Here is a 19,857-nt window from a genome sequence, read left to right as displayed (position 1 = left end):
ACAAAATTTACCCTACTATTATAAGGGAAAAAGCAGGTAAAATGCCATGTTTTTTATCAAATCTGTTAAAATTTAGCAAGATTTGTCGAAAATTGGCAGTATTTTGCGATTTTTATGATGAAATTTTGGCGAAATGATGGCAATTTTAATCAAAACTTGTTAGAATCTGCCACCTAAATGACCATTTTCATGCACCTATAGCTCAGTTGGATAGAGTGTCAGCCTCCGAAGCTGAAGGCCGTGGGTTCGATTCCCGCTAGGTGCGCCATTTAAAAAAACCCATCTTATCCACTCAACAAGTTATCAGACTTGCTTAAGGCGTGGTATTAAGATGGGTTTTTTATTAGCGGTTATTATTGATCTCAATGATCTCAATCCAATAACCATCTGGATCTTTGATAAAGGCGATGTCTTTCATATTGCCCTCTTCTGGGCGCTTTTTAAATTCGACACCATTGGCATCAAACCATGCCACCGCTTCAGCCAGATTTGGTACACTAAAGCAAATATGCCCAAAACCTCTTGGCTCACTGTTGCCATCATGATAGCTAAAGCTGTCATCATCTTCAGTGCCATAATTGTGCGTCAGCTCAAGGATACTGCGTTGACGTGAGACGAAGTCTTTTAGCTCATCGCCTGCTGGCAGCGTTTTGCGCTCATCCTCAGTCAAACGCGCCAAAAAGTACAGATCAAATTCGGCATCAGGGAAGCTGCGATGCTTAAGCAGTGTCATGCCCAAAACGCCAGTATAAAACTCAAGCGACTTGACAGGGTCTTTGACGCGCAGCATAGTGTGATTAAAAATATATCCCTCAGACTGAACAGGAATGTCTTTGACGCCAGCGGCACTCAGTGAATTGACAGGTTGTTGGATGCTCATCGATGTCCTCTTTTTTTTGATGGTTGATAAAAGACCAAGTGGTCACAGCTTTGATTTTACAGGGTGCTTTGGATGATGTGAATGGCAGTTTTGTTAAGATCTGCAATATTAGTGTCAGATTTGTCAAGCCACTGGCATTCACAAATCAAACCCCTTATTCTTCAAAAAAATCCACTTTGCCAGTTGCCACATCATATTCAGCACCGACGATGAGCAAATCGCCACTGGCAACCATATCCTCCAAGATTCGCGAGCCATGCTTTAATTGGCTGACAGACATGCGCACATTGGCACGAATAGAGCGATCGATCAGCTCATCCATATCAGCATCATTGCCTGAGGCGGTGGCGATCTCATGCAGATTCAGCACGCTTGGGCGGATGCGATCGACGATGGATTGCAGGTTTGGTGAATAATATTGATCAGGATTAATCAAGGCCTCAATGCATGCTGTCACGGCGCCACAGTGCGAATGACCCAGCACGACCACAAGACGAGTATCAAACTTCTCAGCGGCAAATTCCACCGAACCAATCTGGCTTGGGGCGACGACATTGCCCGCTACACGGATTACAAATAGATCACCCAAACCCTGATCAAAAATCAGCTCCACAGGCACACGCGCATCCGAGCAGCCCAAGATGATGGCATTGGGCTTTTGTTCTTTGACCAATGTCGGGGGCGGAATGGGGATCTTTTCGGTCGAAGAAAGATTGGCCACATAGCGCTCATTGCCTGCTTTGAGTTCATTCAGCATTGCTTTGGCATCATGCATCATCATCGTCCTTTTTATTCGGGAGCTGCTGGTGTCTCAGCAGCAGGCTTGGGTTGGGCAGGCTCAGCCTTAGGGGCTTCGGCAGCAGGCTTAGGTGCAGCAGGCTCTGGTCGTGCTGTCGGTGCCATCGGCAAATCGCTTGGTGCGGCTTGACTTGGCTGTGCAGGCTGGCGCGGGTGATCGGCAGGGGCAGTATCCGCTGGTGCGACAGGCTGTACTTGCTCTGATATCTGAGTTTGCACGGCACGCTCTTGACTGGCTCGAGCCAACTCTTCATCCGCCTTGGTCGCTGCACGGACTGGAATCTCGGTGCGAGTGGCCTGCAGACGGACGCGGCGTGGCTGTGAGCTTGCCAAGTCCACCACATTCTGACCCAGCTCATAGCTGTCGATAACGGACAAGAATTCGGAGACTTTGGCGGTTTTTGGGGTAATGCTGCTTGGCAGACCAAAATTCACTTGAGCTAAGCCTGCCTCAGCTTCTGCACTGCTGGCAAATTTACCGTAAGTCAGCACATAGCGCTGCTTATCATTGTCATCAGTGTAGCGAAAATACGCAAACTGATCGCGATCACTGCGGCCATTGAGATAATCTACGATCACCTCATTTTCGGCGACATCCATCAGCTGTATGGCATAGCTACCACTGATGCCGTTAAAATAAATTTTATCTTTAAATTCTGGCGGATAGCTGCGCAAATCACGCACCAACACCGAGTTATCCATCGGTTTGACTTCGTTTTTTAGCTCATTTAAATCGCTGATGGTCGCAGGCAAAGCCAAATCCGAGGACTGCACTTCGTCAGCTTGCTTAGCTTTGATGATCGAAGGCGCTGCACTGGTCAACCAAATGATCAGCCAAAGCGCTGCCACCACAGCAGCAGCCATTAGCCAATACATCGCTTGGCGGCGGTAATATTTCTCACTCATCGCTGAATCGTGCGACATAAAATTGGCTTTTTTATTAAATATCTGCATGGTTGATCTCATTGGTTTGTAACACCGCTGTCAGATCCGACAGCTGAAAATCTGCGGTCACAAAGGCATCGCCGATGGCGCGAAGCAGCACCAAGCGAATCTTGCCTTGTTGGACTTTTTTGTCATGGCCCATCAAATCCAGCGCCTCATCGACGGCGATCACAGGTGGCACGCTCGGCAGATGAAACGCCTTTATCACACGCTCGATGCGTGACACATCGTCATCATTGATCAGTCCAAGCTTGGCTGACATTTTCGCTGCCTGCATCATGCCTGCTGCCACAGCCTCGCCATGTAGCCATGCGCCATAGCCTTGATGCGCCTCGATGACATGCCCAAAGGTATGGCCAAAGTTCAGTAAGGCGCGCTTGCCCGACTCTCGCTCATCGGCAGCGACCACTTGCGCCTTGAAGTCACAGCAGCGATACACCATCTCACCTAAAATCGCTCCATCTTTGGCATTGATGGCCTCAGCATTGTCTTCTAGCCAAGTCAAAAACTTGGCATCCATAATCAAGGCATATTTGATCACCTCTGCCATCCCTGCAGCAAATTCTCGCTCAGGCAAAGTCTTAAAAGTCGCCATATCAGCCAGCACACACTGCGGCTGCCAAAACGCGCCAATCATATTCTTGCCGCGCGGGTGGTTAATGCCTGTCTTGCCACCGACACTCGAATCCACTTGCGCCAATAAAGTCGTCGGCACTTGAATGAAGTCCACGCCACGCATAAAGCTTGCCGCGGCAAAGCCTGTCATATCGCCAATCACTCCGCCGCCAAGTGCAATCAGCGTACAGTCACGAGCAAAGTGATGCTCAAGCAGCTTATCATAGATGGCATTGATGCTGTCTTGATTCTTATAAGCCTCGCCATCAGGCAGTACACAATCCACCACCAAAAACCCCGCCGCCTCTAGCGCCTCATGAAGCGGTGCCAAATACAAGGGTGCGACCACATCATTGGTGACGATCAGTGCCTGCTTGCCTTTGATAAATGGGATAATTTGGCTAGCCAAATCAGGCACGCCTTCGCTTGCGCAAATAAAAATCGGATAATCATGGCTTTGGGCATGCACCATCAAAGCATCGTGTGACATCATAGTTGCATCCGTCATATTTTAAATTTAAATTATTAGTTAAGTAAATCTCGTGTCATTACTGCATCTGACCAAAATCGGTCGCAATGGCATCGACATAGCTCTCAAGCGCCAGCAAGATATCGCCAATCATCTGCTTGGGAAAAGCGCGGCCTGTCGGCATGATGACATCCGCCACCTCGCGATACAGCGGATTGCGCCGTTCATAAAGCAGCTCCAATACCGCGCGCGGATTGTCTGATTGTAATAAGGGGCGGTTTTTGTCTTTTTTGGTGCGTGCCAGCTGCGTATCGACGCTGGCGTCTAGATAAATCACCAAGCCATTTTTAAGCAGTTCGCGATTCTCAAGGCGCTCTACCGCACCGCCACCCGTTGCCATGACGATATCTGGCAGCACCGTCAGCTCAGCCAATGCGCGCGTTTCACGGTCACGAAAACCCGACTCGCCCTCTTTTTCAAAGATCCAAGGAATATCAGCGCCTGTCTGCTGCACGATGTGCCAATCACAATCCACAAACTGCCTGCCCAAATGCTTGGCAAGCAGTTTACCAATCGTGGTCTTGCCTGCACCCATCGGCCCCACCAAAAAAATCGCCGGCAGCTGCTTTGACAGCGCACCACCCATCTTTTCGACCACCGCCTCTTCTACGATGGTCGAATCGTCATCCAGCATGCTCATTTTCCAAATTTAATCGCTAACAGCAGCGCATTTGTCATCTGTATAGACAGTGTCGCACCCATTGACAAAAACGCATGAATAAATTGCTTTATGATACCGTGTTTGGCAATTTGTTGCCAGTATTTTTGCGTATTGTTTTGTTGAATTTACATTTTAGGTTGATCAGTCGCTCACAACTCACCTTAGCTTATCGCACCAACTTAGGCGTGATGAATATCAACAGCTCGGATTTGTCATTGGCTGTGTGATCATGACGAAACAGTCTGCCAAGCACAGGCACATTGCCAAGGCCAGGGACTTTATTGGCACCGTCTTGTTGACTTTGGCGATAGATACCGCCCAACACCACTGTTTGACCATCTTCGACGATGACATTGGTCTCGATGGCGTCTTCTTGGATGGCGATGCTACCCAGCGTGGCAACAGGGTTGCCGTTTTTGATGGTCAGTTTTAGGGAAATTTTACCATCTGGAGTGATCGATGGCGTCGCCTCAAGCAGCAGCATCGCCTCTTTAAAGCTGGTGGTAGTCGCACCTGAATAGGTCGTCTCTTGATAAGGAATCTGTACGCCTGACGAGATGCGCGCAGTTTGTTTGTCGGCGGTGAGGACTTTTGGCGTGGAGATCACCTCGCCTTGATTTTCAGCTTGCATCGCGGATAATTCCAAGTCCAAAATAGCATCAGGCAAATTCAACAACCCAAAAGCCAAGCGACCCATCGCGTTATCCACGCTCAGATTGACATTAGCATTGGACTCAGCATTGCCTGCGATCATGCCATCTTGGCGCATCGACCATAAGCTTGCCTGAGAGCCTGCATATTGTAGATTGCCAATTTGACCGCGCGCACCAAAACTTACTCCGAGCCGTCGCCCGAAATTTTCGTTGGCTGAGACGATGCGCGCTTCGATCATCACTTGCTCAACAGGGACATCGATGCGCTCGATCAGTGCTTTGATGTTATTGATGCTGGCAGCGACATCTTGGATGATGAGCGTATTGGTGCGCTTATCCACCGCCACTGTGCCGCGGTCGGACAATAAGCTGCCGCGCTCGGTAGTGGTGATCGTCTCATCGCTCTGTCTCTCGTGCAGTCTGGATAAGGTCTGTGATGTTGGCAGCTGGGTTTGCTGGCTGCTTTGGTTGATATTACCACGCTGCGTCTTTTCGCCCATGATCAGTGCTGATAAGTCCTCAGCCGATGCATAGTGCAGGCGGATGTATTCGGTGACAATGGGCGCATTAGTTTGGATAGAATTTGAGCTGATGATCCAGACATTGCCCTGTTTATGCGCTGACAAATTGCGCGTGCGTAGGATCACATCAAACGCCTCATCCCACGGCACATGATGCATGCGAATGGTCATATTGCCCGTCACACTGTCATCGGTGATGATATTAATTCCGGTAAATCCTGCCAAAATATCAAACACCGCCCGCACCGGAATATCGGCAAACTGTAAGCTGATCGGTTCGCCGCCATATGTCTGCACCTTGGTCTGTTCAGCCATCGCCTGCGTGCTGATCGTCGAGATTGCGATTCCAAGCGCGATGAGCGCCGTTTTTGTTGCTGTCATGTTCGTTGTCTATTTATGAATAAAAGTAAGCATGCTCTGCCGGTGATAATAATGGCCATCTTCAGCCAGTACCGCCTCGGCAAGTTCAATCCTGTCTGCATTGATATCCACCACGCGCCCGTGATGCCTGCCCAAATATTGCCCGACCATCACCTCATGTATGCGGCCATCAGGACTGGCAATCAGCGCCATGGTGCGTGAATGATCGGATAAAATCCCCTGATACTTAAGCATCTGTAAGTCATAATGCTCCAGCGGCTGACGCACGCGACTGCTGTCAATGCGCACCCGCTTGCCTTTGGGCGCAGGCTGATGAGTTGACGGATGATTGGCGATGGCAGCGCTTGATTCTCGCACAGGGGGTCTGTTACTTTCTTTGGCGACATCGCTATCATTGGATTTGGTTGCGTCAGGATCTGGCTGGCTGCTTGGGCGACTGGCCGTGTGATCGGAGGCAGCGCTCGGTGTATTTGGTGTATCGGCAGACGATGGCGCTGTGCGATAAGGATTGACAAAAGGATCTTTGGCCAATTGATACACCAATGGCGCAACCACGGCCGGCTCGGTCATAGGCTTGTGCGGCGGCGGAATTTGGCTGGTGATGGGTGATAGCTTCTCATCTGCACTGATGGCAGGATCTTGGCCACAGGCTGTCAATACACCAAGTAGCACACAGCATGGCAAGTAGTACAGCCAAGTCAGCTTCATTGCGCCCGCCCTCCATCTGACACCTCAGCTGCACTTTGAGCAGCGGGTTTTGCAGATTTATTGGCTTGATAAGTTTTAAAAACAGCAGTGAAATTCAGCAAATTGCGCTCACTGGCTTGAATATCGACATCATGCACCGTCAACAGATACGGACTGCTTGATAACTCAAACAGCCAGCGACCGATGGCATGATAACTGCCAATGGCACGCACCGCGATCGGGCGCTCGGTATAATACACAGCTTCAGTGCCTGCCTGCACCGATGCACCGACGACCTGCACGCCTGCTTGCTGGGCTTTGGTGTTGATCGTCCCAACGATCTGGGTCATTGGCGCGCTTTTTGGCAGCTGCTCAAGCAACAGCTGCAAGCGCGTATTTTGGGTGATTAGTGACTGGCTAAGCGCTTCAAGCTCATGTGTTTGTGGATATTTATCAGCAAATTCACGGATCAAAGTCTGCTCATGACTTTTGGCAGCGGACAGCTTTTGCAAGCTTGGCGATATCAATAGTAACCAAGCGAACACACCAATCAGCAAGATCATCAATGCCAATGCTGTCAGCTGCACGGCTCTGGGTGCCTGTCCGATGCTATGGATATTGATTTGGTTTAATTGTTCCCAAAACTGCTTGAGCGCATCTGCCCGATCACTCACTTTCATCAGCACTCCTTTGTTCTGACTCATCAGTGGCGATGCTGATGGCTGAATTTTGGCTCACGGCATCGTCAGCTGCGCTAGTCAATGCGCCATTTTCAGCCATCAATAACTGCATATCATGAGGCTGCAATGGCAATTCGGTGGCGCTGATGCTAAAACTCATCACTCGCCCTGCCTGCTGTAGCGACACCACCAAGACATCGCTGTACGCACCAGATAATTCCAAGGCATTGGCAAAAGCCGACACCGCTTGCGCATCCACCGCTTTGCCCGTCCATAACAGCTCAGCGCCAGTTTGCTTGGCGCCATCGAGATACACCCCGTTCGGCACGAGTAGCGGCAGCAGCTGCCAGCGATGGATCATTGATCGATCCGATGCCAAATCATCGATGGCATTGAGCTGATCTTCGGTATTGCTAAGTTCGGTTTTTAGGCGGTGAAGTTGTTGTAATTGATCATCGACGCCATTGATTCTGGTGGTAATCTGTGCATTAATGGCATTTTGATGGCGGATTTGATGGCTTAACAAGCCAAAAATCATCAGTACCACTAAGATCGGCAAGGCGATCGCTGCCTGCAGCATCCGCCGAAAGTGCATCGCTGAGCGACTGCGCTGCTCTTCTCGCCATGGCAACAGATTCACGCCGCTTGTCGCTCGAAGTGCCAACATCGTTGGCATCATCAATAACGGCGCCGACGATGTCGATGTCTCTGCGGTCGAGGCGGATGGCAGCAATAGCTTAGGATGGGCAAATTGACATGCTATGCCACTGAGCGCTGTCACGCTACGATCCAGTCCCGACCAGCGCAGTGAATCCAGACCCATCACAAATACCTGATCAATCTGCTTGGTGTACTGCTGCTGATACAGATCAAGCAGCATCCCAACCTGCCGCGCCATGCGATCGATGGCATCTGAGGGCGCTACTGGCAGCTGATCCACCTCTTTGATAGGCGCTGCCGCCTGATCGGTGATCGACTCATCAAAAGACGGCACCGCATCATCAAAGCTGATCTGATAGCTGCCATGCTGATGCTCATCTTGAATGATTGGCTGCATCGGCGTATCATCACCGCGCCGATTGATAAACGCTGAAAAATCAAGCGCATCTGCCACGGTCGGTGACGGCGCTACAGAGGATGGCGCATCAGTATCCCGATCGATCATCATCGATGACAGCATCGCATCCAAAGGCTGCGTCTGACTCCATGTGAATGACTGCTCGGCAATGTGGCAGCGGATTTGCCAAGCATCTACCTCGATCAGTGCTGCTGTCTGGGTCTCACCAAGCTTTGCTGCGATACTTTGCCGACATAAAGCAGCCACATCGATGGCGCGCGCCTCCAAGCCTGCCATGGCCAGCACCTCGACACAGTCATCAACAAAGGCTCGATGTGCAACTGTCAAAGAGATCACCGTGGCTGCATCCTCACTGCTCAGCACTTGAAAATCAAAATACACTTCCTGCAATGGACGGCCAATGTAACGCTCAGCATCAACCAAGATCTGCGCCTCAATGTCAGCATCACTTAATGCCGCAGGCAGCTCGATGGTAGTGGTCATCACCGCCTCATCCGCCACACACGCGATCGCTTGCATCTGCGGTGCATTGATGGCGTCGCAGGCGTTTTTGATGGCGTAGGCCAGCTTAGTTTTATCGAGTATCTGACCTTGACAGATGGCATCCAAGCAAGGTGTACAAGCCGATGCCAGCAGATGCTGCCGCCCTGCATGACCATCTAGCCACACCACACAGACTGCCGACTCATAAAAATATACGCCCAGCGCCTGCTCCTGCAAGGCACGGCTGCGGCCGATTGTTAGTCGATCACTCAGCACACATCCCCCAAGCAGCGCCCTATCCTCACTCTTTTAAGATTCATAGTCCATCAATTCTTAGGCAGCCTGCGCCCCATAATCACCGTATCCGCCAAAAAGCCATCCATATCACACACCTTTGGCAGTACACCCCACTGCACAAAATCAAACTGTGCAAATAAGGATAAGCTTGGCAAATTATGCTGAAAAATCAGCGCAACGACATTGTTGATGCCATGGCTTGGCGCGACATCCAGCATATGCTGTAATAGATACTTGCCCAGACCTTTACCATGTCGATTCTTGGTGATATATAAGCTAATCTCGGCAGTGATATGATAAGCAGGCAAATGGTATAAGTCACTAAAGCTTGCCCAAGCGACAATCTCGCCTTCATCAACGACGACATAGATAGGGCGTGTGGCGTCATTATGCGAGTCAAACCAAGCCATACGACCTTCTGTTGTATGCGGCACAAGGCTGGCATGAGCGATTTTATCATCGACGGTTTCGTTAAAAATCTCAACCAGTCGTGGTAAATCAGCCTTACTTGCCAGTCGGATTTGTTGCGCCATCACCATTGCACTCCCTTGCTTATTCAAGTTTATTGATTAGCCGATGACTTCAACCAACTCGCCTTCCACCAAGTGCATACTTTTGGCAGCGGTGATTTTGACCATGACAAATTGACCAAGCAATGACTCATCGCCGGCAAATACCACCGAACGGGTATTATCCGCAGAACCGTGCAGATAGCCTTCGTAGCGATTGGCAGGCTCTTCGACCAGTACACGCACCACTTGACCGACCATCGCGCGGGTTTTGGCAAAGGTGGATTCTTTGATGACTTCTTGGAACTCAGCTAGGCGCGCCTTTTTGGTCTCAAAGCTGACATCGTCAGGCAGCTCAGACGCTGGCGTACCAGGGCGTTTTGAATAAATAAAACTGTACGAGTGGTCAAAATCCAAGTCCTTGGCAAGCTGTAGCGTGTCATTAAAATCACGATCAGTCTCACCAGGGAAGCCAATGATAAAATCACTCGATAAGTGCAAATCAGGGCGGATTGCCTTGAGTTTATTGATCTGATTGATATACACATCAATCGTGTGGTTGCGCTTCATCGCAGCTAGGATATTATTTGAACCACTTTGGACAGGTAGGTGCAGGTGCGACACCAGCTTATCGATACTCTTGTACGCATCGATAATGTCATCGGTGAATTCTAGCGGATGGCTTGTGGTGTAGCGAATGCGTTCAATGCCATCGATATGTGCGACATAGTGGAGCAGCTCGCTAAAGCGGCAAATCGTGCCGTCATCTTTTTCGCCACGATAGCCATTGACATTTTGACCAAGCAAATTAATCTCACGCACGCCCTGTTCTGCCAATGATGCAATCTCAGCCAGCACATCATCCAGTGGACGAGACAGCTCTTCGCCACGAGTATAAGGCACAACACAGAATGAGCAGTATTTTGAACAGCCTTCCATGATGGAGACGAACGCCTTGTAGCCTTCGACCTTTGGCTCAGGCAAGAAATCAAATTTTTCGATACTAGGGAAGGACACGTCGACAACACCAATGCGGTTTTTTGGCAACTCACTGTGCTGCCTGGTGGATTGCTCGTACAGCTCAGGCAAGCGGTGCAAGGTCTGCGGCCCAAAGACCATATCCACATACGGCGCGCGTTTTTGGATATTATCGCCTTCTTGGGATGCTACACAGCCACCGACACCGATGACAAGATTTGGGTTTTTTTCTTTGAGTTTACGCCATCTACCAAGTTCGCTAAAGACTTTTTCTTGTGCCTTTTCACGGATGGAACAGGTGTTCATCAGCAGTACATCAGCTTCGTTGATGTCATTGGTGACGACCATACCATGCGATTGACCCAATACATCGCCCATTTTCTCAGAATCGTATTCATTCATCTGACAGCCTTGGGTGACGATATAGACTTTTTTGGTCTTTTTGTCGCTGATGTCGGCGACATTTTGTACAGGCAAATCGTGAATGCTATTGTGGATACTATTAGCGGTGGTGCTTTGGTGGGCTTTTGGGTCAAACGTGGCGACTTTCATGACGGGGTTTTCCAAAATGACAAAATAAACGGGTTATTTTAGCATAATTGGTGCGGGTTGTGGTAGGGTAATTGTAGTCCTACCACAATCACAATACCCCCCTGCCAATTTTTTCAGCCAAATAATCAATCTACGACAGGATAAAACGGTTTACCCCATTCTTGATCTGCGTTCATCATCACAATCTCAATCATCGCTGGCAAAATATCACCAAGAATACGGCACGCATCCTTAAGCTGTGCTCGGTTTACCGAACTGCCATGCGTCGCCCCGCCATGTACGATTTGGTTGCGTAGTGTGTACAGATGTGCAAAGACTGCATTTAAGATAGCAACGGTGTTTTTGTCCGCCAAGGCAGTAAGCGCCTTTTGTTTATTTTGCTCAAAACTCGCCTGCCATTCTGCTTCACTAATCACGCCGTTATGATAATCCCAAAACGGCTGAAAAGTATAGCGATTATCGAGCAAAATACGGATACTGCCCGAATAAGTCTGCCAAACCAAATCATACAGCCGCTGCTCGCCATCTAGCTGACTAATACGGTGTAAAAATTCAGTAAACAAGCCCTTATCGGCACCACGCACACCTGAGAAATCTTTGGCATATATGGCATTAAACGCAATCCATAAAAAGATAAATCGTGTATCCAGATCCGTCGTCTGTTCCGCCTGTTCAAGCCAGCTTAAGGCACGATGCACACGCAGACGCACGGTATCTAGCATGGTGGGTTTTAGGGTTTGGTAGTTATGTACGAGTGTGGTGGTTGCGGTCATGGGATGTCCTTGTTATTTATAAATCAATTTCCAAAGTCGTCCAAAGATTGATTTTGGCGAATAGGGTATCATATTAGCACCGCACTGTGGGCATTGTCTATCCCCTGGTGTGCGAACATCAGATGGATGATGACGATAAACTCGATGGTGACAGATGGTACAAACTAAAAATTGATGAGAAGAAACAGCCATAATCACTCCTTTTGCAGCCGATCGCAAATACTAAGATTAAGTCGAACAAAATCATCCCAATCCATTTTGTCTGACAAATACTCTTTGTAATAATCTTCTACTCGGCACACAAGCGGTCTATCATGATAAATCGTACAAAGATTCGTATCAATATCAAAATGACGACAAATGCCGTCGCCACGATCCAAGTATGCAGTTGCGCTACTTAGATTGACACGACGACAGCATTTACCGCAGGATGTGCATGGGAATGCCTTAAAATTCAATATGTTTACAGTCTGAATCATTAGCTTGCATCATGATTTCTTTAACACCTTGTAATGGTGATGACTTTATTTGATTAATAATACCTGTCATTACCAGATTAGCCAGTTGCATATCACCTGTCTCAATAGCAGTATCCAATCTTGTAAAAAACTCATCAAAGTTTTTGCTTCTCTCCTGAAATACAACTTCAATATATTTTTGAAAATTCTCTTTCTGAACTTGAAGTTTATTTAACTCTATATCTCTATGGGCTCGAATAGCCTCTCTTTTTGTCTGCTCCTGCTCTGTGACTGTTTTACATCTTTCGATTGCCCCTGTTACCATTTCAATAGACTTTAGTATATCAGCAGGCGACCCTGAAGGCATCTGTGGTTTTTTACTCATAACTTTTCCTTAGAAGTCAAGCACCCATTCTTAATTTAAGATGCGTGCTTATTTCTTGCCAGTCTTTAATTAGATATGTTGCGTTGCTTCTAGCAAGCCTGAGCATTTTACGCTAATACCTAATTCAGCTTCACCATCATTCGTAACGAGCGGGGTGTGCAACGCCTCTTTTAATGCCTTGCCAATCATTAACATTTGCTCGAATTTAACTTCATCTGAGTTATCGTAAACTTTTACATTATCAAAGCGTTCAGCCAGCTTGCCAAGTGTATCACTCATCTCTTGTGCGTTCAATTGAATGGCTTCCAATACTGCCATCGCTTGCTCAATTTTAACTATCTCAATATCAACTTTGGCAGCGTACGCTTCAGCCTCCGTAAGTGCCTCCGATGCTTTACTTTCCATAAATACACCTGCTACCAAAATGGCAGGGGCGGCAACGATACTGCCCAATACGACAGCGCCACCTGCCATACCAAAAGCAGCCGCGCCCGAACCCACGGCACCTCCACCCAGCCAAGCAAGTGTTGCATTTGTGGCAGCTGCTCCAGCCAAACTACTAATGGCTGTACCTGTGCTTGCTGCCGCAAACATACCAACTGAGCCGTATGCACCAAATGCCGCCAATGCACCAGCAGCCAACCCTGTCCCAGCTCCCGTTGTCAATTCAAGAGCATCCAATTCTTTTAAATCATGCTGCAACTGTTTTAAATCTTCAGCTGTTAAGGTATTTTCAAAACCCGAAATTTGAGAACTTGATGATTTATTATAAACGCGGCTTAGCACTTCTACAATATGAGCAATCTGGTTATGAAAAATATCAATCTTTATTTGACCAAGATTTTCAAACTCAGATTGCACAGATTCGGCCAACGCCGAAAATCCACTCTTTGCTCTGTCATGTCTGCGCGTTGCTCTATCTGAAATATCTTTAGCTTTCTCCCATTGTTCTTTTGCTGACAAGCCAGCAGCAACGCCCACCGCACCTGCAGCAATAGCTACAGCACCAATGATAAATGGTATTGGCATAACACCCTCCTTTTAATTAAAAAAATTTAGGCGAGAAAATTAGAAACCTGCTGACAGACCTCGCCCAGAGTCCATCTTTGGATTCATTTATCAATCTTTGGATAAATATATCGGCTTATATTTGCTATAAGCTCATCACAAATGCACCGAGGTGTACCAACCCCGGATTACAATAAAAAACCTTTACATTACTCTATAACACAAGCGCAAACATTTGCCTTGATATGAGTTCCTGTTTTTACCAACCAAGATATTGATTTTTTGCATAAATATGCTTATCACTTACCTCACCTTAGTACACTGCAATGTTTTTAACATTTGATATTTTATACCCCCTGCAATCATCGCACAGACCCTTGGTTTTTATACCATTTATTGTTCGAGAGAATAAATCAAATAATGGGGAGGTCATAGAGCCAAAGACTTCCTCTACATAGATCTTTCCACATTTTTCACACTTAAACTTTTTAAAACTGCTTAATGGCTTCATAACCATATTAATCTCCTGATTTTGAGTAAATTAACTTTATTTTTTCTGAAATGAAATATAGTGCTTCAGCTCTTCTTCTAACACATTTTGCCACCCTTCAGGGCTAACAATCTTGATATGCGGTATCCAGTATCGTACAAGTGGCAGGATTTGCTTGGCGCTCACCACATGGCTTGACAGGAGCAGTCCACCATCGTCAAGTTCTTTGATGAGTTGCTGCTCAGGCAGTAGCTGCCTTTGCACGAAGTGCGACGCCACATCATGGCTGACCTTAAGCACAACTTCTACTTTTTCTTGACCATACCAGATGCTCTCATCTTGGTTGATACGATCGATGACTGCCTTATCCATCACAAAGTTTGGCAAACTATCATCCGTACGAAACTCGCTGATACGGCTCATGCGATATGCTTTAAGTTCCTCACCCTGAACTCCTGCCAGATACCAACAGCCGCGGTGATGAATGATTTTATAAGGTGCTACCAGTCGTGATTTATCCTTATACACGAATGCCACCATGCGTCGATTCTTGATGGCTGCTTGCAGGTGTCCCATCATTGATTCAAATTGACTGGCATCTTCAAAGGTGTAGCCCTTGACCGAATACACTTGACTCGCACGATGATCCAAAATCTCACGCAAAAATGCCGTATCAAGATTGGGATATAGTCCTGAGATGCCTGAAATTTGGGCGAAGGTGCGGATATCTTTGTAGCCAAGGCGTCCTAGATAACTTGGCTCAAGCTTATAGCCTTGGGCGGTTTTTTGAAGCGGTAAAAATCCTAGGCGATCTTCGATGTCTCGAAGCATGGTACGGCGACTGACTTGGTATTTTTCGGTCAAGTCAGTGATATTAAGCGTCTCACCGCCATTAAGCATGGTGATCATGTCAGCGAGCCGATACGCCAATTTTTCGTGTGGAGAATCACTCATACAGCGAATATTCCTTGTGATTTCATTCAATTAACTGGTAAACCCAGCAGCATCTTTATCATAGTACAGTAGCCAGCACCTGACCGACTGATAGGAAACTTAGCAATAATCGGCATTATTTTGGGCAAATTGTACTCATTTTGAGTAATTTAGTCAAGATGTAGTAAATAGAGATATGAACAAAAGTATCTATAGCCCTGAAATGATCGCCGTACGCACTTGGCTGCGTAGCGAACGCATCCGACTAGGCCTCACCATGCGTGAGCTTGCCCATCGTCTTGATCGCCCTCATTCATTCGTCCAACGCGTCGAAGAAGGTGATCGTAGGCTTGATGTGGTTGAGTTTGTTTGGTACTGCCAAGCACTTGGGATCGATCCTGCGTTAGGGTTGGAATTGATTTTAAGCCATCATTCATATTCAATAAGCCATAAACCTATTAATTAATATCATTTTATCAGAGGAATTTGACAGGTGGTGTCACATCGCAATTAATAGATTGCCAAGTATTTAATAATCCACTCACATCAACAAACCGCTTTGCAAACTTTTTCAGACAAATCAGTCATATTGAATATTATCCGCTACAAATTACAACTTTTATACATCCAAGCAACCTTGATTTGATACCCTAAGAATCATTTTTTATTCAATTTTACCATCTTGCCAATTTTGCCATCTTATAAGTGAGTCATCCATGAAAATTCATCCAACCAAACTGCGCTTGGCGATTGCACTGTGTACGCTTGGCGCCATCGCTCAAGTCGCCTGCGCTCAGGGCAGTGCCAATGATGGCAGCATCTATCAATTCTTAGAAGCCGACCGCCAAAAATCCAATCCCAATGCCATGTATCAATATGAGCAAAGCATGCAAGGGACACTGTTTGGCATGTATCCAACCTACTGGCGCCTAAATTATAATCTATCCAGCCAAAGCCCCGATGCGGTCAATCAATTTGTGCGCCAATATCCAAGCAATGTCATCAGCGAAAAACTGGCTGCCGACTATGCCGAGACCAAAGCGCGTCAAGGTGATTATGCATCGGTGCGTGCCGTAGCAAACAGTATCGAAAACCCCGACGACTCTGAGGCCTGCGCCATCGCCTTGGGATTTAACCAAAGCCAAGACTCCATGCGCGCTCTATACCAAAAGCCCAATGTCTGGCTCAACACCCAAATCAAGCAATCACTGTGCGATAAACTGGCGACCGAGATGAGTGCCAATCCACGCATCACCGACACCGATAAGCACGAACAACTGATACGCATGATCCGCATCGACAACCGTCAGCTCTCCAGCCGCCAAGCACCGCTGGATAAAACAGGCGACATCCTGTCATTGATGAGTCAGCTGGGCGTGCCGATCAGTTTTCAGACATTAAGCGACATTCGCCGCAATCCCAACGGCTATTTGACACGCTTTCAACAAGAGCCATTTTCGACTGCCAATCAGTACCTGTACATCTATGCCATCAGTTTGCTGGCGCATCGATCTTATACCGAAGCTGCCACTCAGCTTACTTATGACATCGCCCAAGATGATCGCCGTCCACAAAAGCTGATCTCAGACATGGCGCGGCGTTATGCATGGCGCAGTATCGCCGTTAAGCGCATGAACATGAATACCGATGATGGCTTTGGAATGGATGCGGTGCATTGGTTTCGAGCCAGTCAAGGTGAGCCATTCAACTACGAAGAAGCCGAAGACTACGCCCAAGCTGCGATCCACTTTAGCCAATGGCAAGATGTCATCCATGCCATCGGTGCAATGACGGCTGTACAACAACAAGAGCGAGTGTGGCAATATTGGCTAGCGCGCGCTTATGAACAAACCGGCAAACAAGCTGACGCACGCCGTATTTATGGTAATTTGTCATCAGGCATCGACTATTATGGACTACTTGCCAAAGATCGCCTCGGGCAGCGACTGACTTTGTCTGATATCGGCGGCAATAGCCTACCATCAGTCAATGCCACGGACGCAGCACGCGTGATGAATAATCCGTATTTTGCTCGCGCGCTGCTATTAATGCAAAATAACGCAAGCCTTGAGCATATCAACCGCGAGTGGAACTGGGCGGTACGCATGGCGCGAGAATCTGGCGATCATCAGCTTTTATTAGCCGCTGCCAAAAAAGCACACGATTTGGGGTATTATCATCGCAGCATCCAAGCCATCGAAACTACGGATGTCGTGCGTAATGCCGCCTTATCGCATCCGACGCCATATATGGACAGCACCCTCAGACACAGCCGAAATGTCGGGATCGATCCTGCTTGGGCATTTGGCATCATGCGCCAAGAAAGCCGCTTTCAGCCATCGGCACAATCAGGCGCTGGTGCGGGCGGCTTGATGCAAATCATTCCTGGCACCGCCAACCAAATCGCCCGCGGTATGAGTGAGTCGGCAGGCAACATGAGCGATCCTGACACCAATATCCGCTATGGCACATGGTTCTTAAGCGACCTTGCCAATAAAGCTGGCGGCCAGATCGCTGTCGCCACCGCAGGCTATAACGCAGGCCCAGGCGCCGCTCGCCGATGGATCCCGTCGCATGGCCGAATCAGCGCCGATCAATATGTCGAAGCCATTCCTTATGCCGAGACCCGCGCTTATGTTAAGCATGTGATGGAAAATGCCACCATCTATAGCGTGCTACTCGGTCAATCCACACCGATCAGCCAGCGCATGGGCACAGTCAGCCCCCGCTAATCATCCACAAACCACAGCTTAGACTGTGGTTTTTTATTTTTTATCAAAATAACCTACTTTTCAGCAATAATCCTTAAAAGATCAGCATTCCAACTTGTTATGAACACACATCAAAAGCTCATATAAGATTGGTTGCGCTAGGATAAAAAGGTTTGTTTTTAGGTCTATAAAGTGATACACTAATCAAGATTTGACATTTTTAACAATAGGTTTATTGATAAAAATGTATAATCAACCTATTTATTCAGGTAACTAAATTTAAATATTCAAAGAAGGATTTACCATGAAACAACCTGTTCGTGTTGCAGTGACTGGCGCCGCTGGTCAAATCGGCTACAGCCTACTATTCCGTATCGCATCCGGCGAGATGCTAGGCAAGGATCAGCCTGTTATCCTACAGCTACTAGAAATCCCTGTCGAAAAAGCACAACAAGCCCTACAAGGCGTCATCATGGAGCTTGATGACTGTGCATTCCCACTACTGGTTGATGTGATCGGCACCGATGATCCAAATGTCGCATTCAAAGATGCTGACTATGCACTACTTGTTGGCGCCCGTCCTCGTGGCCCAGGCATGGAGCGTGCTGACCTACTACAAGAAAATGCGAAGATTTTCACCGTTCAAGGTAAAGCACTGAACGATGTCGCTAGCCGCGATGTGAAAGTATTGGTTGTTGGCAACCCAGCGAATACCAATGCTTATATTGCTATGAAATCAGCACCAGACCTACCTGCTAAAAACTTCACTGCGATGCTACGCCTAGACCACAACCGTGCCTTGACCCAAGTAGCGAAGAAAACTGGCAAAGCTGTCAAAGACATCAAGAACCTAACTGTTTGGGGCAACCACAGCCCAACCATGTACGCTGACTACCGCTTCGCGACCATCAATGGCGAGTCTGTCAAAGAGATGATCAACGACCAAGAGTGGAATGCCAATGTATTCCTACCAACCGTTGGTAAGCGTGGCGCAGCCATCATCGAAGCTCGTGGTCTGTCATCAGCTGCATCAGCAGCAAACGCAGCGATCGATCATATGCGTGATTGGGCACTAGGCACCAATGGCGAGTGGGTAACGATGGGCATCCCATCAGATGGCTCATACGGCATCCCAGAAGGCGTGATGTTCGGCTTCCCTGTGACCACCGAAAATGGCGAATACAAAATCGTTCAAGGTCTAGAAATTGATGAATTTAGCCAAAAATACATCAACATCACCCTAAACGAGCTTGAAGAAGAGCGTGCAGCGATTGACCATCTATTTGCATAATGGATTGATTGCCAAAAAAATGCCCGATTCTTAAGAATTGGGCATTTTTTGATTTCATAACATCTTATCCAGTTCAAAACATGATCACCAATACCAACTTCATAAAATTACATAGCCAATACAATTTTGTAAAGATTGACTAAGCATAAGCTGTTACAATCAATCCATGGTTTTAGCAACAACACTGGAAATTTTTAACCAAAAGCCACAAAAGGAGTAAATGATGTTAGGCGATATCGAATATACCATGAATGAGCTATTTGCACAATTGGGACTGGATAATAGCGATGAAGCCATTGAGCAATTCATCGCTGACAACCAACTGGATGAAGAAACCAGTCTAAAAGAAGCAACATTCTGGAGCGACTCGCAACGAGCCTTCATTAATGAAGAATGGAAAAAAGATGCTGTATGGGCGATTACTCTGGATGAGTTAAATGCGCGACTGCATGAGCAACTATAGCTCACTTTTAACCTCAACAAATGCTCTATTCTAATAGGGCATTTTTAATTCATAAAATAGATTTCCCACCCCCCAACAAAAAACCCCCTTCATCTCTC

Annotated in this window: 20 protein-coding genes and 1 tRNA gene; 5 read left to right on the top strand and 16 right to left on the bottom strand. The window is 47.5% G+C overall.

What is annotated here, in order from left to right; genetic code table 11:
* The first annotated feature begins 191 nt into the window (after positions 1 to 191).
* Positions 192 to 268 (top strand) — tRNA-Arg (locus B0681_RS07340).
* 75 nt (positions 269 to 343) lie between these two features.
* On the opposite strand, the gene gloA is transcribed toward B0681_RS07340, so the two are convergent.
* From gloA to B0681_RS07255, 16 genes are all read right to left on the bottom strand, one after another.
* Entirely contained in the window at positions 344 to 880 is a 537-nt protein-coding gene (gloA, locus tag B0681_RS07335; protein ID WP_078318092.1) for a lactoylglutathione lyase, read from the bottom strand.
* 154 nt (positions 881 to 1,034) lie between these two features.
* Complete coding sequence (locus B0681_RS07330; RefSeq protein WP_211271518.1) at positions 1,035 to 1,655, bottom strand: carbonic anhydrase; 621 nt, start codon at positions 1,653 to 1,655, stop codon at positions 1,035 to 1,037.
* Positions 1,656 to 1,669: 14 nt separating this feature from the next.
* Positions 1,670 to 2,602, bottom strand: coding sequence for a hypothetical protein (locus B0681_RS07325; protein ID WP_078318177.1), 933 nt, complete (start codon positions 2,600 to 2,602; stop codon positions 1,670 to 1,672).
* 16 nt (positions 2,603 to 2,618) lie between these two features.
* Positions 2,619 to 3,728 (bottom strand): 3-dehydroquinate synthase, encoded by a 1,110-nt coding sequence (gene aroB, locus B0681_RS07320; RefSeq protein ID WP_078318176.1) that lies wholly within the window; start codon positions 3,726 to 3,728, stop codon positions 2,619 to 2,621.
* A 58-nt stretch (positions 3,729 to 3,786) separates the two neighbouring features.
* Complete coding sequence (locus tag B0681_RS07315) at positions 3,787 to 4,353, bottom strand: shikimate kinase (RefSeq protein ID WP_407661975.1); 567 nt, start codon at positions 4,351 to 4,353, stop codon at positions 3,787 to 3,789.
* A gap of 241 nt (positions 4,354 to 4,594) precedes the next feature.
* Positions 4,595 to 5,983 (bottom strand): type IV pilus secretin PilQ, encoded by a 1,389-nt coding sequence (locus tag B0681_RS07310; RefSeq protein WP_078318089.1) that lies wholly within the window; start codon positions 5,981 to 5,983, stop codon positions 4,595 to 4,597.
* 9 nt (positions 5,984 to 5,992) lie between these two features.
* A complete protein-coding gene (locus tag B0681_RS07305) occupies positions 5,993 to 6,691 on the bottom strand; it encodes a pilus assembly protein PilP (RefSeq protein ID WP_078318088.1) in 699 nt (232 codons plus the stop codon).
* On the bottom strand, positions 6,688 to 7,350 hold the full coding sequence (locus tag B0681_RS07300; protein ID WP_114144973.1) for a type IV pilus inner membrane component PilO: 663 nt from the start codon (positions 7,348 to 7,350) through the stop codon (positions 6,688 to 6,690). The genes B0681_RS07305 and B0681_RS07300 overlap by 4 nt, the downstream gene beginning before the upstream one ends.
* Complete coding sequence (pilM, locus tag B0681_RS07295) at positions 7,337 to 9,187, bottom strand: pilus assembly protein PilM (RefSeq protein WP_078318087.1); 1,851 nt, start codon at positions 9,185 to 9,187, stop codon at positions 7,337 to 7,339. Before pilM ends, B0681_RS07300 begins: the two co-directional genes overlap by 14 nt.
* 50 nt (positions 9,188 to 9,237) lie before the next feature.
* On the bottom strand, positions 9,238 to 9,741 hold the full coding sequence (locus tag B0681_RS07290; protein WP_078318174.1) for a GNAT family N-acetyltransferase: 504 nt from the start codon (positions 9,739 to 9,741) through the stop codon (positions 9,238 to 9,240).
* A 36-nt stretch (positions 9,742 to 9,777) separates the two neighbouring features.
* Positions 9,778 to 11,247 carry a tRNA (N6-isopentenyl adenosine(37)-C2)-methylthiotransferase MiaB gene (miaB, locus tag B0681_RS07285; protein ID WP_078318086.1) on the bottom strand — a complete coding sequence of 490 codons (1,470 nt, stop codon included), beginning with the start codon at positions 11,245 to 11,247 and terminating at the stop codon, positions 9,778 to 9,780.
* A gap of 125 nt (positions 11,248 to 11,372) precedes the next feature.
* A complete protein-coding gene (locus B0681_RS07280; RefSeq protein WP_228143883.1) occupies positions 11,373 to 12,020 on the bottom strand; it encodes a HEPN domain-containing protein in 648 nt (215 codons plus the stop codon).
* A gap of 194 nt (positions 12,021 to 12,214) precedes the next feature.
* On the bottom strand, positions 12,215 to 12,499 hold the full coding sequence (locus B0681_RS07275; protein WP_211271514.1) for a YkgJ family cysteine cluster protein: 285 nt from the start codon (positions 12,497 to 12,499) through the stop codon (positions 12,215 to 12,217).
* Positions 12,468 to 12,863 (bottom strand): hypothetical protein, encoded by a 396-nt coding sequence (locus tag B0681_RS07270; RefSeq protein ID WP_078318085.1) that lies wholly within the window; start codon positions 12,861 to 12,863, stop codon positions 12,468 to 12,470. The genes B0681_RS07275 and B0681_RS07270 overlap by 32 nt, the downstream gene beginning before the upstream one ends.
* Before the next feature lie 69 nt (positions 12,864 to 12,932).
* The gene (locus B0681_RS07265) at positions 12,933 to 13,892 is read right to left on the bottom strand and encodes a hypothetical protein (protein ID WP_078318084.1); all 960 of its coding nucleotides are present in this window, start codon (positions 13,890 to 13,892) and stop codon (positions 12,933 to 12,935) included.
* 526 nt (positions 13,893 to 14,418) lie between these two features.
* On the bottom strand, positions 14,419 to 15,315 hold the full coding sequence (locus B0681_RS07255; RefSeq protein ID WP_228143882.1) for a helix-turn-helix transcriptional regulator: 897 nt from the start codon (positions 15,313 to 15,315) through the stop codon (positions 14,419 to 14,421).
* Between the two features lie 175 nt (positions 15,316 to 15,490).
* Between B0681_RS07255 and B0681_RS07250 the strand changes: the two genes are divergently transcribed.
* The 4 genes from B0681_RS07250 to B0681_RS07235 all read left to right on the top strand — a co-directional run bounded on the left by B0681_RS07250 (position 15,491) and on the right by B0681_RS07235 (position 19,759).
* A complete protein-coding gene (locus B0681_RS07250; RefSeq protein WP_078318082.1) occupies positions 15,491 to 15,760 on the top strand; it encodes a helix-turn-helix domain-containing protein in 270 nt (89 codons plus the stop codon).
* 250 nt (positions 15,761 to 16,010) lie between these two features.
* Complete coding sequence (locus B0681_RS07245) at positions 16,011 to 18,026, top strand: lytic transglycosylase domain-containing protein (protein WP_078318081.1); 2,016 nt, start codon at positions 16,011 to 16,013, stop codon at positions 18,024 to 18,026.
* Positions 18,027 to 18,309: 283 nt separating this feature from the next.
* Positions 18,310 to 19,296 (top strand): malate dehydrogenase, encoded by a 987-nt coding sequence (locus tag B0681_RS07240; RefSeq protein ID WP_078318080.1) that lies wholly within the window; start codon positions 18,310 to 18,312, stop codon positions 19,294 to 19,296.
* Positions 19,297 to 19,519: 223 nt separating this feature from the next.
* Positions 19,520 to 19,759: a DUF2789 family protein gene (locus B0681_RS07235; RefSeq protein WP_078318079.1), complete on the top strand. Its 240-nt coding sequence runs from the start codon at positions 19,520 to 19,522 to the stop codon at positions 19,757 to 19,759.
* Positions 19,760 to 19,857: the final 98 nt, after the last annotated feature.

It is taken from the genome of Moraxella porci DSM 25326 (assembly GCF_002014855.1).
In the GTDB taxonomy this organism is placed as follows: Bacteria; Pseudomonadota; Gammaproteobacteria; order Pseudomonadales; family Moraxellaceae; genus Moraxella; species Moraxella porci.
The sequence above is the reverse complement of the archived record's forward strand: the minus strand, read 5'-3'. Positions and strand labels throughout refer to the sequence as shown.

Excerpts from the sequence above, each read along its gene's own strand:
- gloA (WP_078318092.1), bottom strand. The coding sequence starts at position 880 with ATGAGCATCCAACAACCTGTCAATTCACTGAGTGCCGCTGGCGTCAAA.
- aroB (WP_078318176.1), bottom strand. The coding sequence starts at position 3,728 with ATGTCACACGATGCTTTGATGGTGCATGCCCAAAGCCATGATTATCCG.
- B0681_RS07255 (WP_228143882.1), bottom strand. The coding sequence starts at position 15,315 with ATGAGTGATTCTCCACACGAAAAATTGGCGTATCGGCTCGCTGACATG.
- B0681_RS07240 (WP_078318080.1), top strand. The coding sequence starts at position 18,310 with ATGAAACAACCTGTTCGTGTTGCAGTGACTGGCGCCGCTGGTCAAATC.
- B0681_RS07300 (WP_114144973.1), bottom strand. The coding sequence starts at position 7,350 with ATGAAAGTGAGTGATCGGGCAGATGCGCTCAAGCAGTTTTGGGAACAA.
- miaB (WP_078318086.1), bottom strand. The coding sequence starts at position 11,247 with ATGAAAGTCGCCACGTTTGACCCAAAAGCCCACCAAAGCACCACCGCT.
- B0681_RS07290 (WP_078318174.1), bottom strand. The coding sequence starts at position 9,741 with ATGGCGCAACAAATCCGACTGGCAAGTAAGGCTGATTTACCACGACTG.
- B0681_RS07275 (WP_211271514.1), bottom strand. The coding sequence starts at position 12,499 with ATGATTCAGACTGTAAACATATTGAATTTTAAGGCATTCCCATGCACA.
- B0681_RS07315 (WP_407661975.1), bottom strand. The coding sequence starts at position 4,353 with ATGGGTGGTGCGCTGTCAAAGCAGCTGCCGGCGATTTTTTTGGTGGGG.
- B0681_RS07270 (WP_078318085.1), bottom strand. The coding sequence starts at position 12,863 with ATGAGTAAAAAACCACAGATGCCTTCAGGGTCGCCTGCTGATATACTA.
- B0681_RS07265 (WP_078318084.1), bottom strand. The coding sequence starts at position 13,892 with ATGCCAATACCATTTATCATTGGTGCTGTAGCTATTGCTGCAGGTGCG.
- B0681_RS07245 (WP_078318081.1), top strand. The coding sequence starts at position 16,011 with ATGAAAATTCATCCAACCAAACTGCGCTTGGCGATTGCACTGTGTACG.
- B0681_RS07310 (WP_078318089.1), bottom strand. The coding sequence starts at position 5,983 with ATGACAGCAACAAAAACGGCGCTCATCGCGCTTGGAATCGCAATCTCG.
- B0681_RS07235 (WP_078318079.1), top strand. The coding sequence starts at position 19,520 with ATGTTAGGCGATATCGAATATACCATGAATGAGCTATTTGCACAATTG.
- B0681_RS07330 (WP_211271518.1), bottom strand. The coding sequence starts at position 1,655 with ATGCATGATGCCAAAGCAATGCTGAATGAACTCAAAGCAGGCAATGAG.
- B0681_RS07325 (WP_078318177.1), bottom strand. The coding sequence starts at position 2,602 with ATGTCGCACGATTCAGCGATGAGTGAGAAATATTACCGCCGCCAAGCG.
- B0681_RS07250 (WP_078318082.1), top strand. The coding sequence starts at position 15,491 with ATGAACAAAAGTATCTATAGCCCTGAAATGATCGCCGTACGCACTTGG.
- B0681_RS07305 (WP_078318088.1), bottom strand. The coding sequence starts at position 6,691 with ATGAAGCTGACTTGGCTGTACTACTTGCCATGCTGTGTGCTACTTGGT.
- B0681_RS07280 (WP_228143883.1), bottom strand. The coding sequence starts at position 12,020 with ATGACCGCAACCACCACACTCGTACATAACTACCAAACCCTAAAACCC.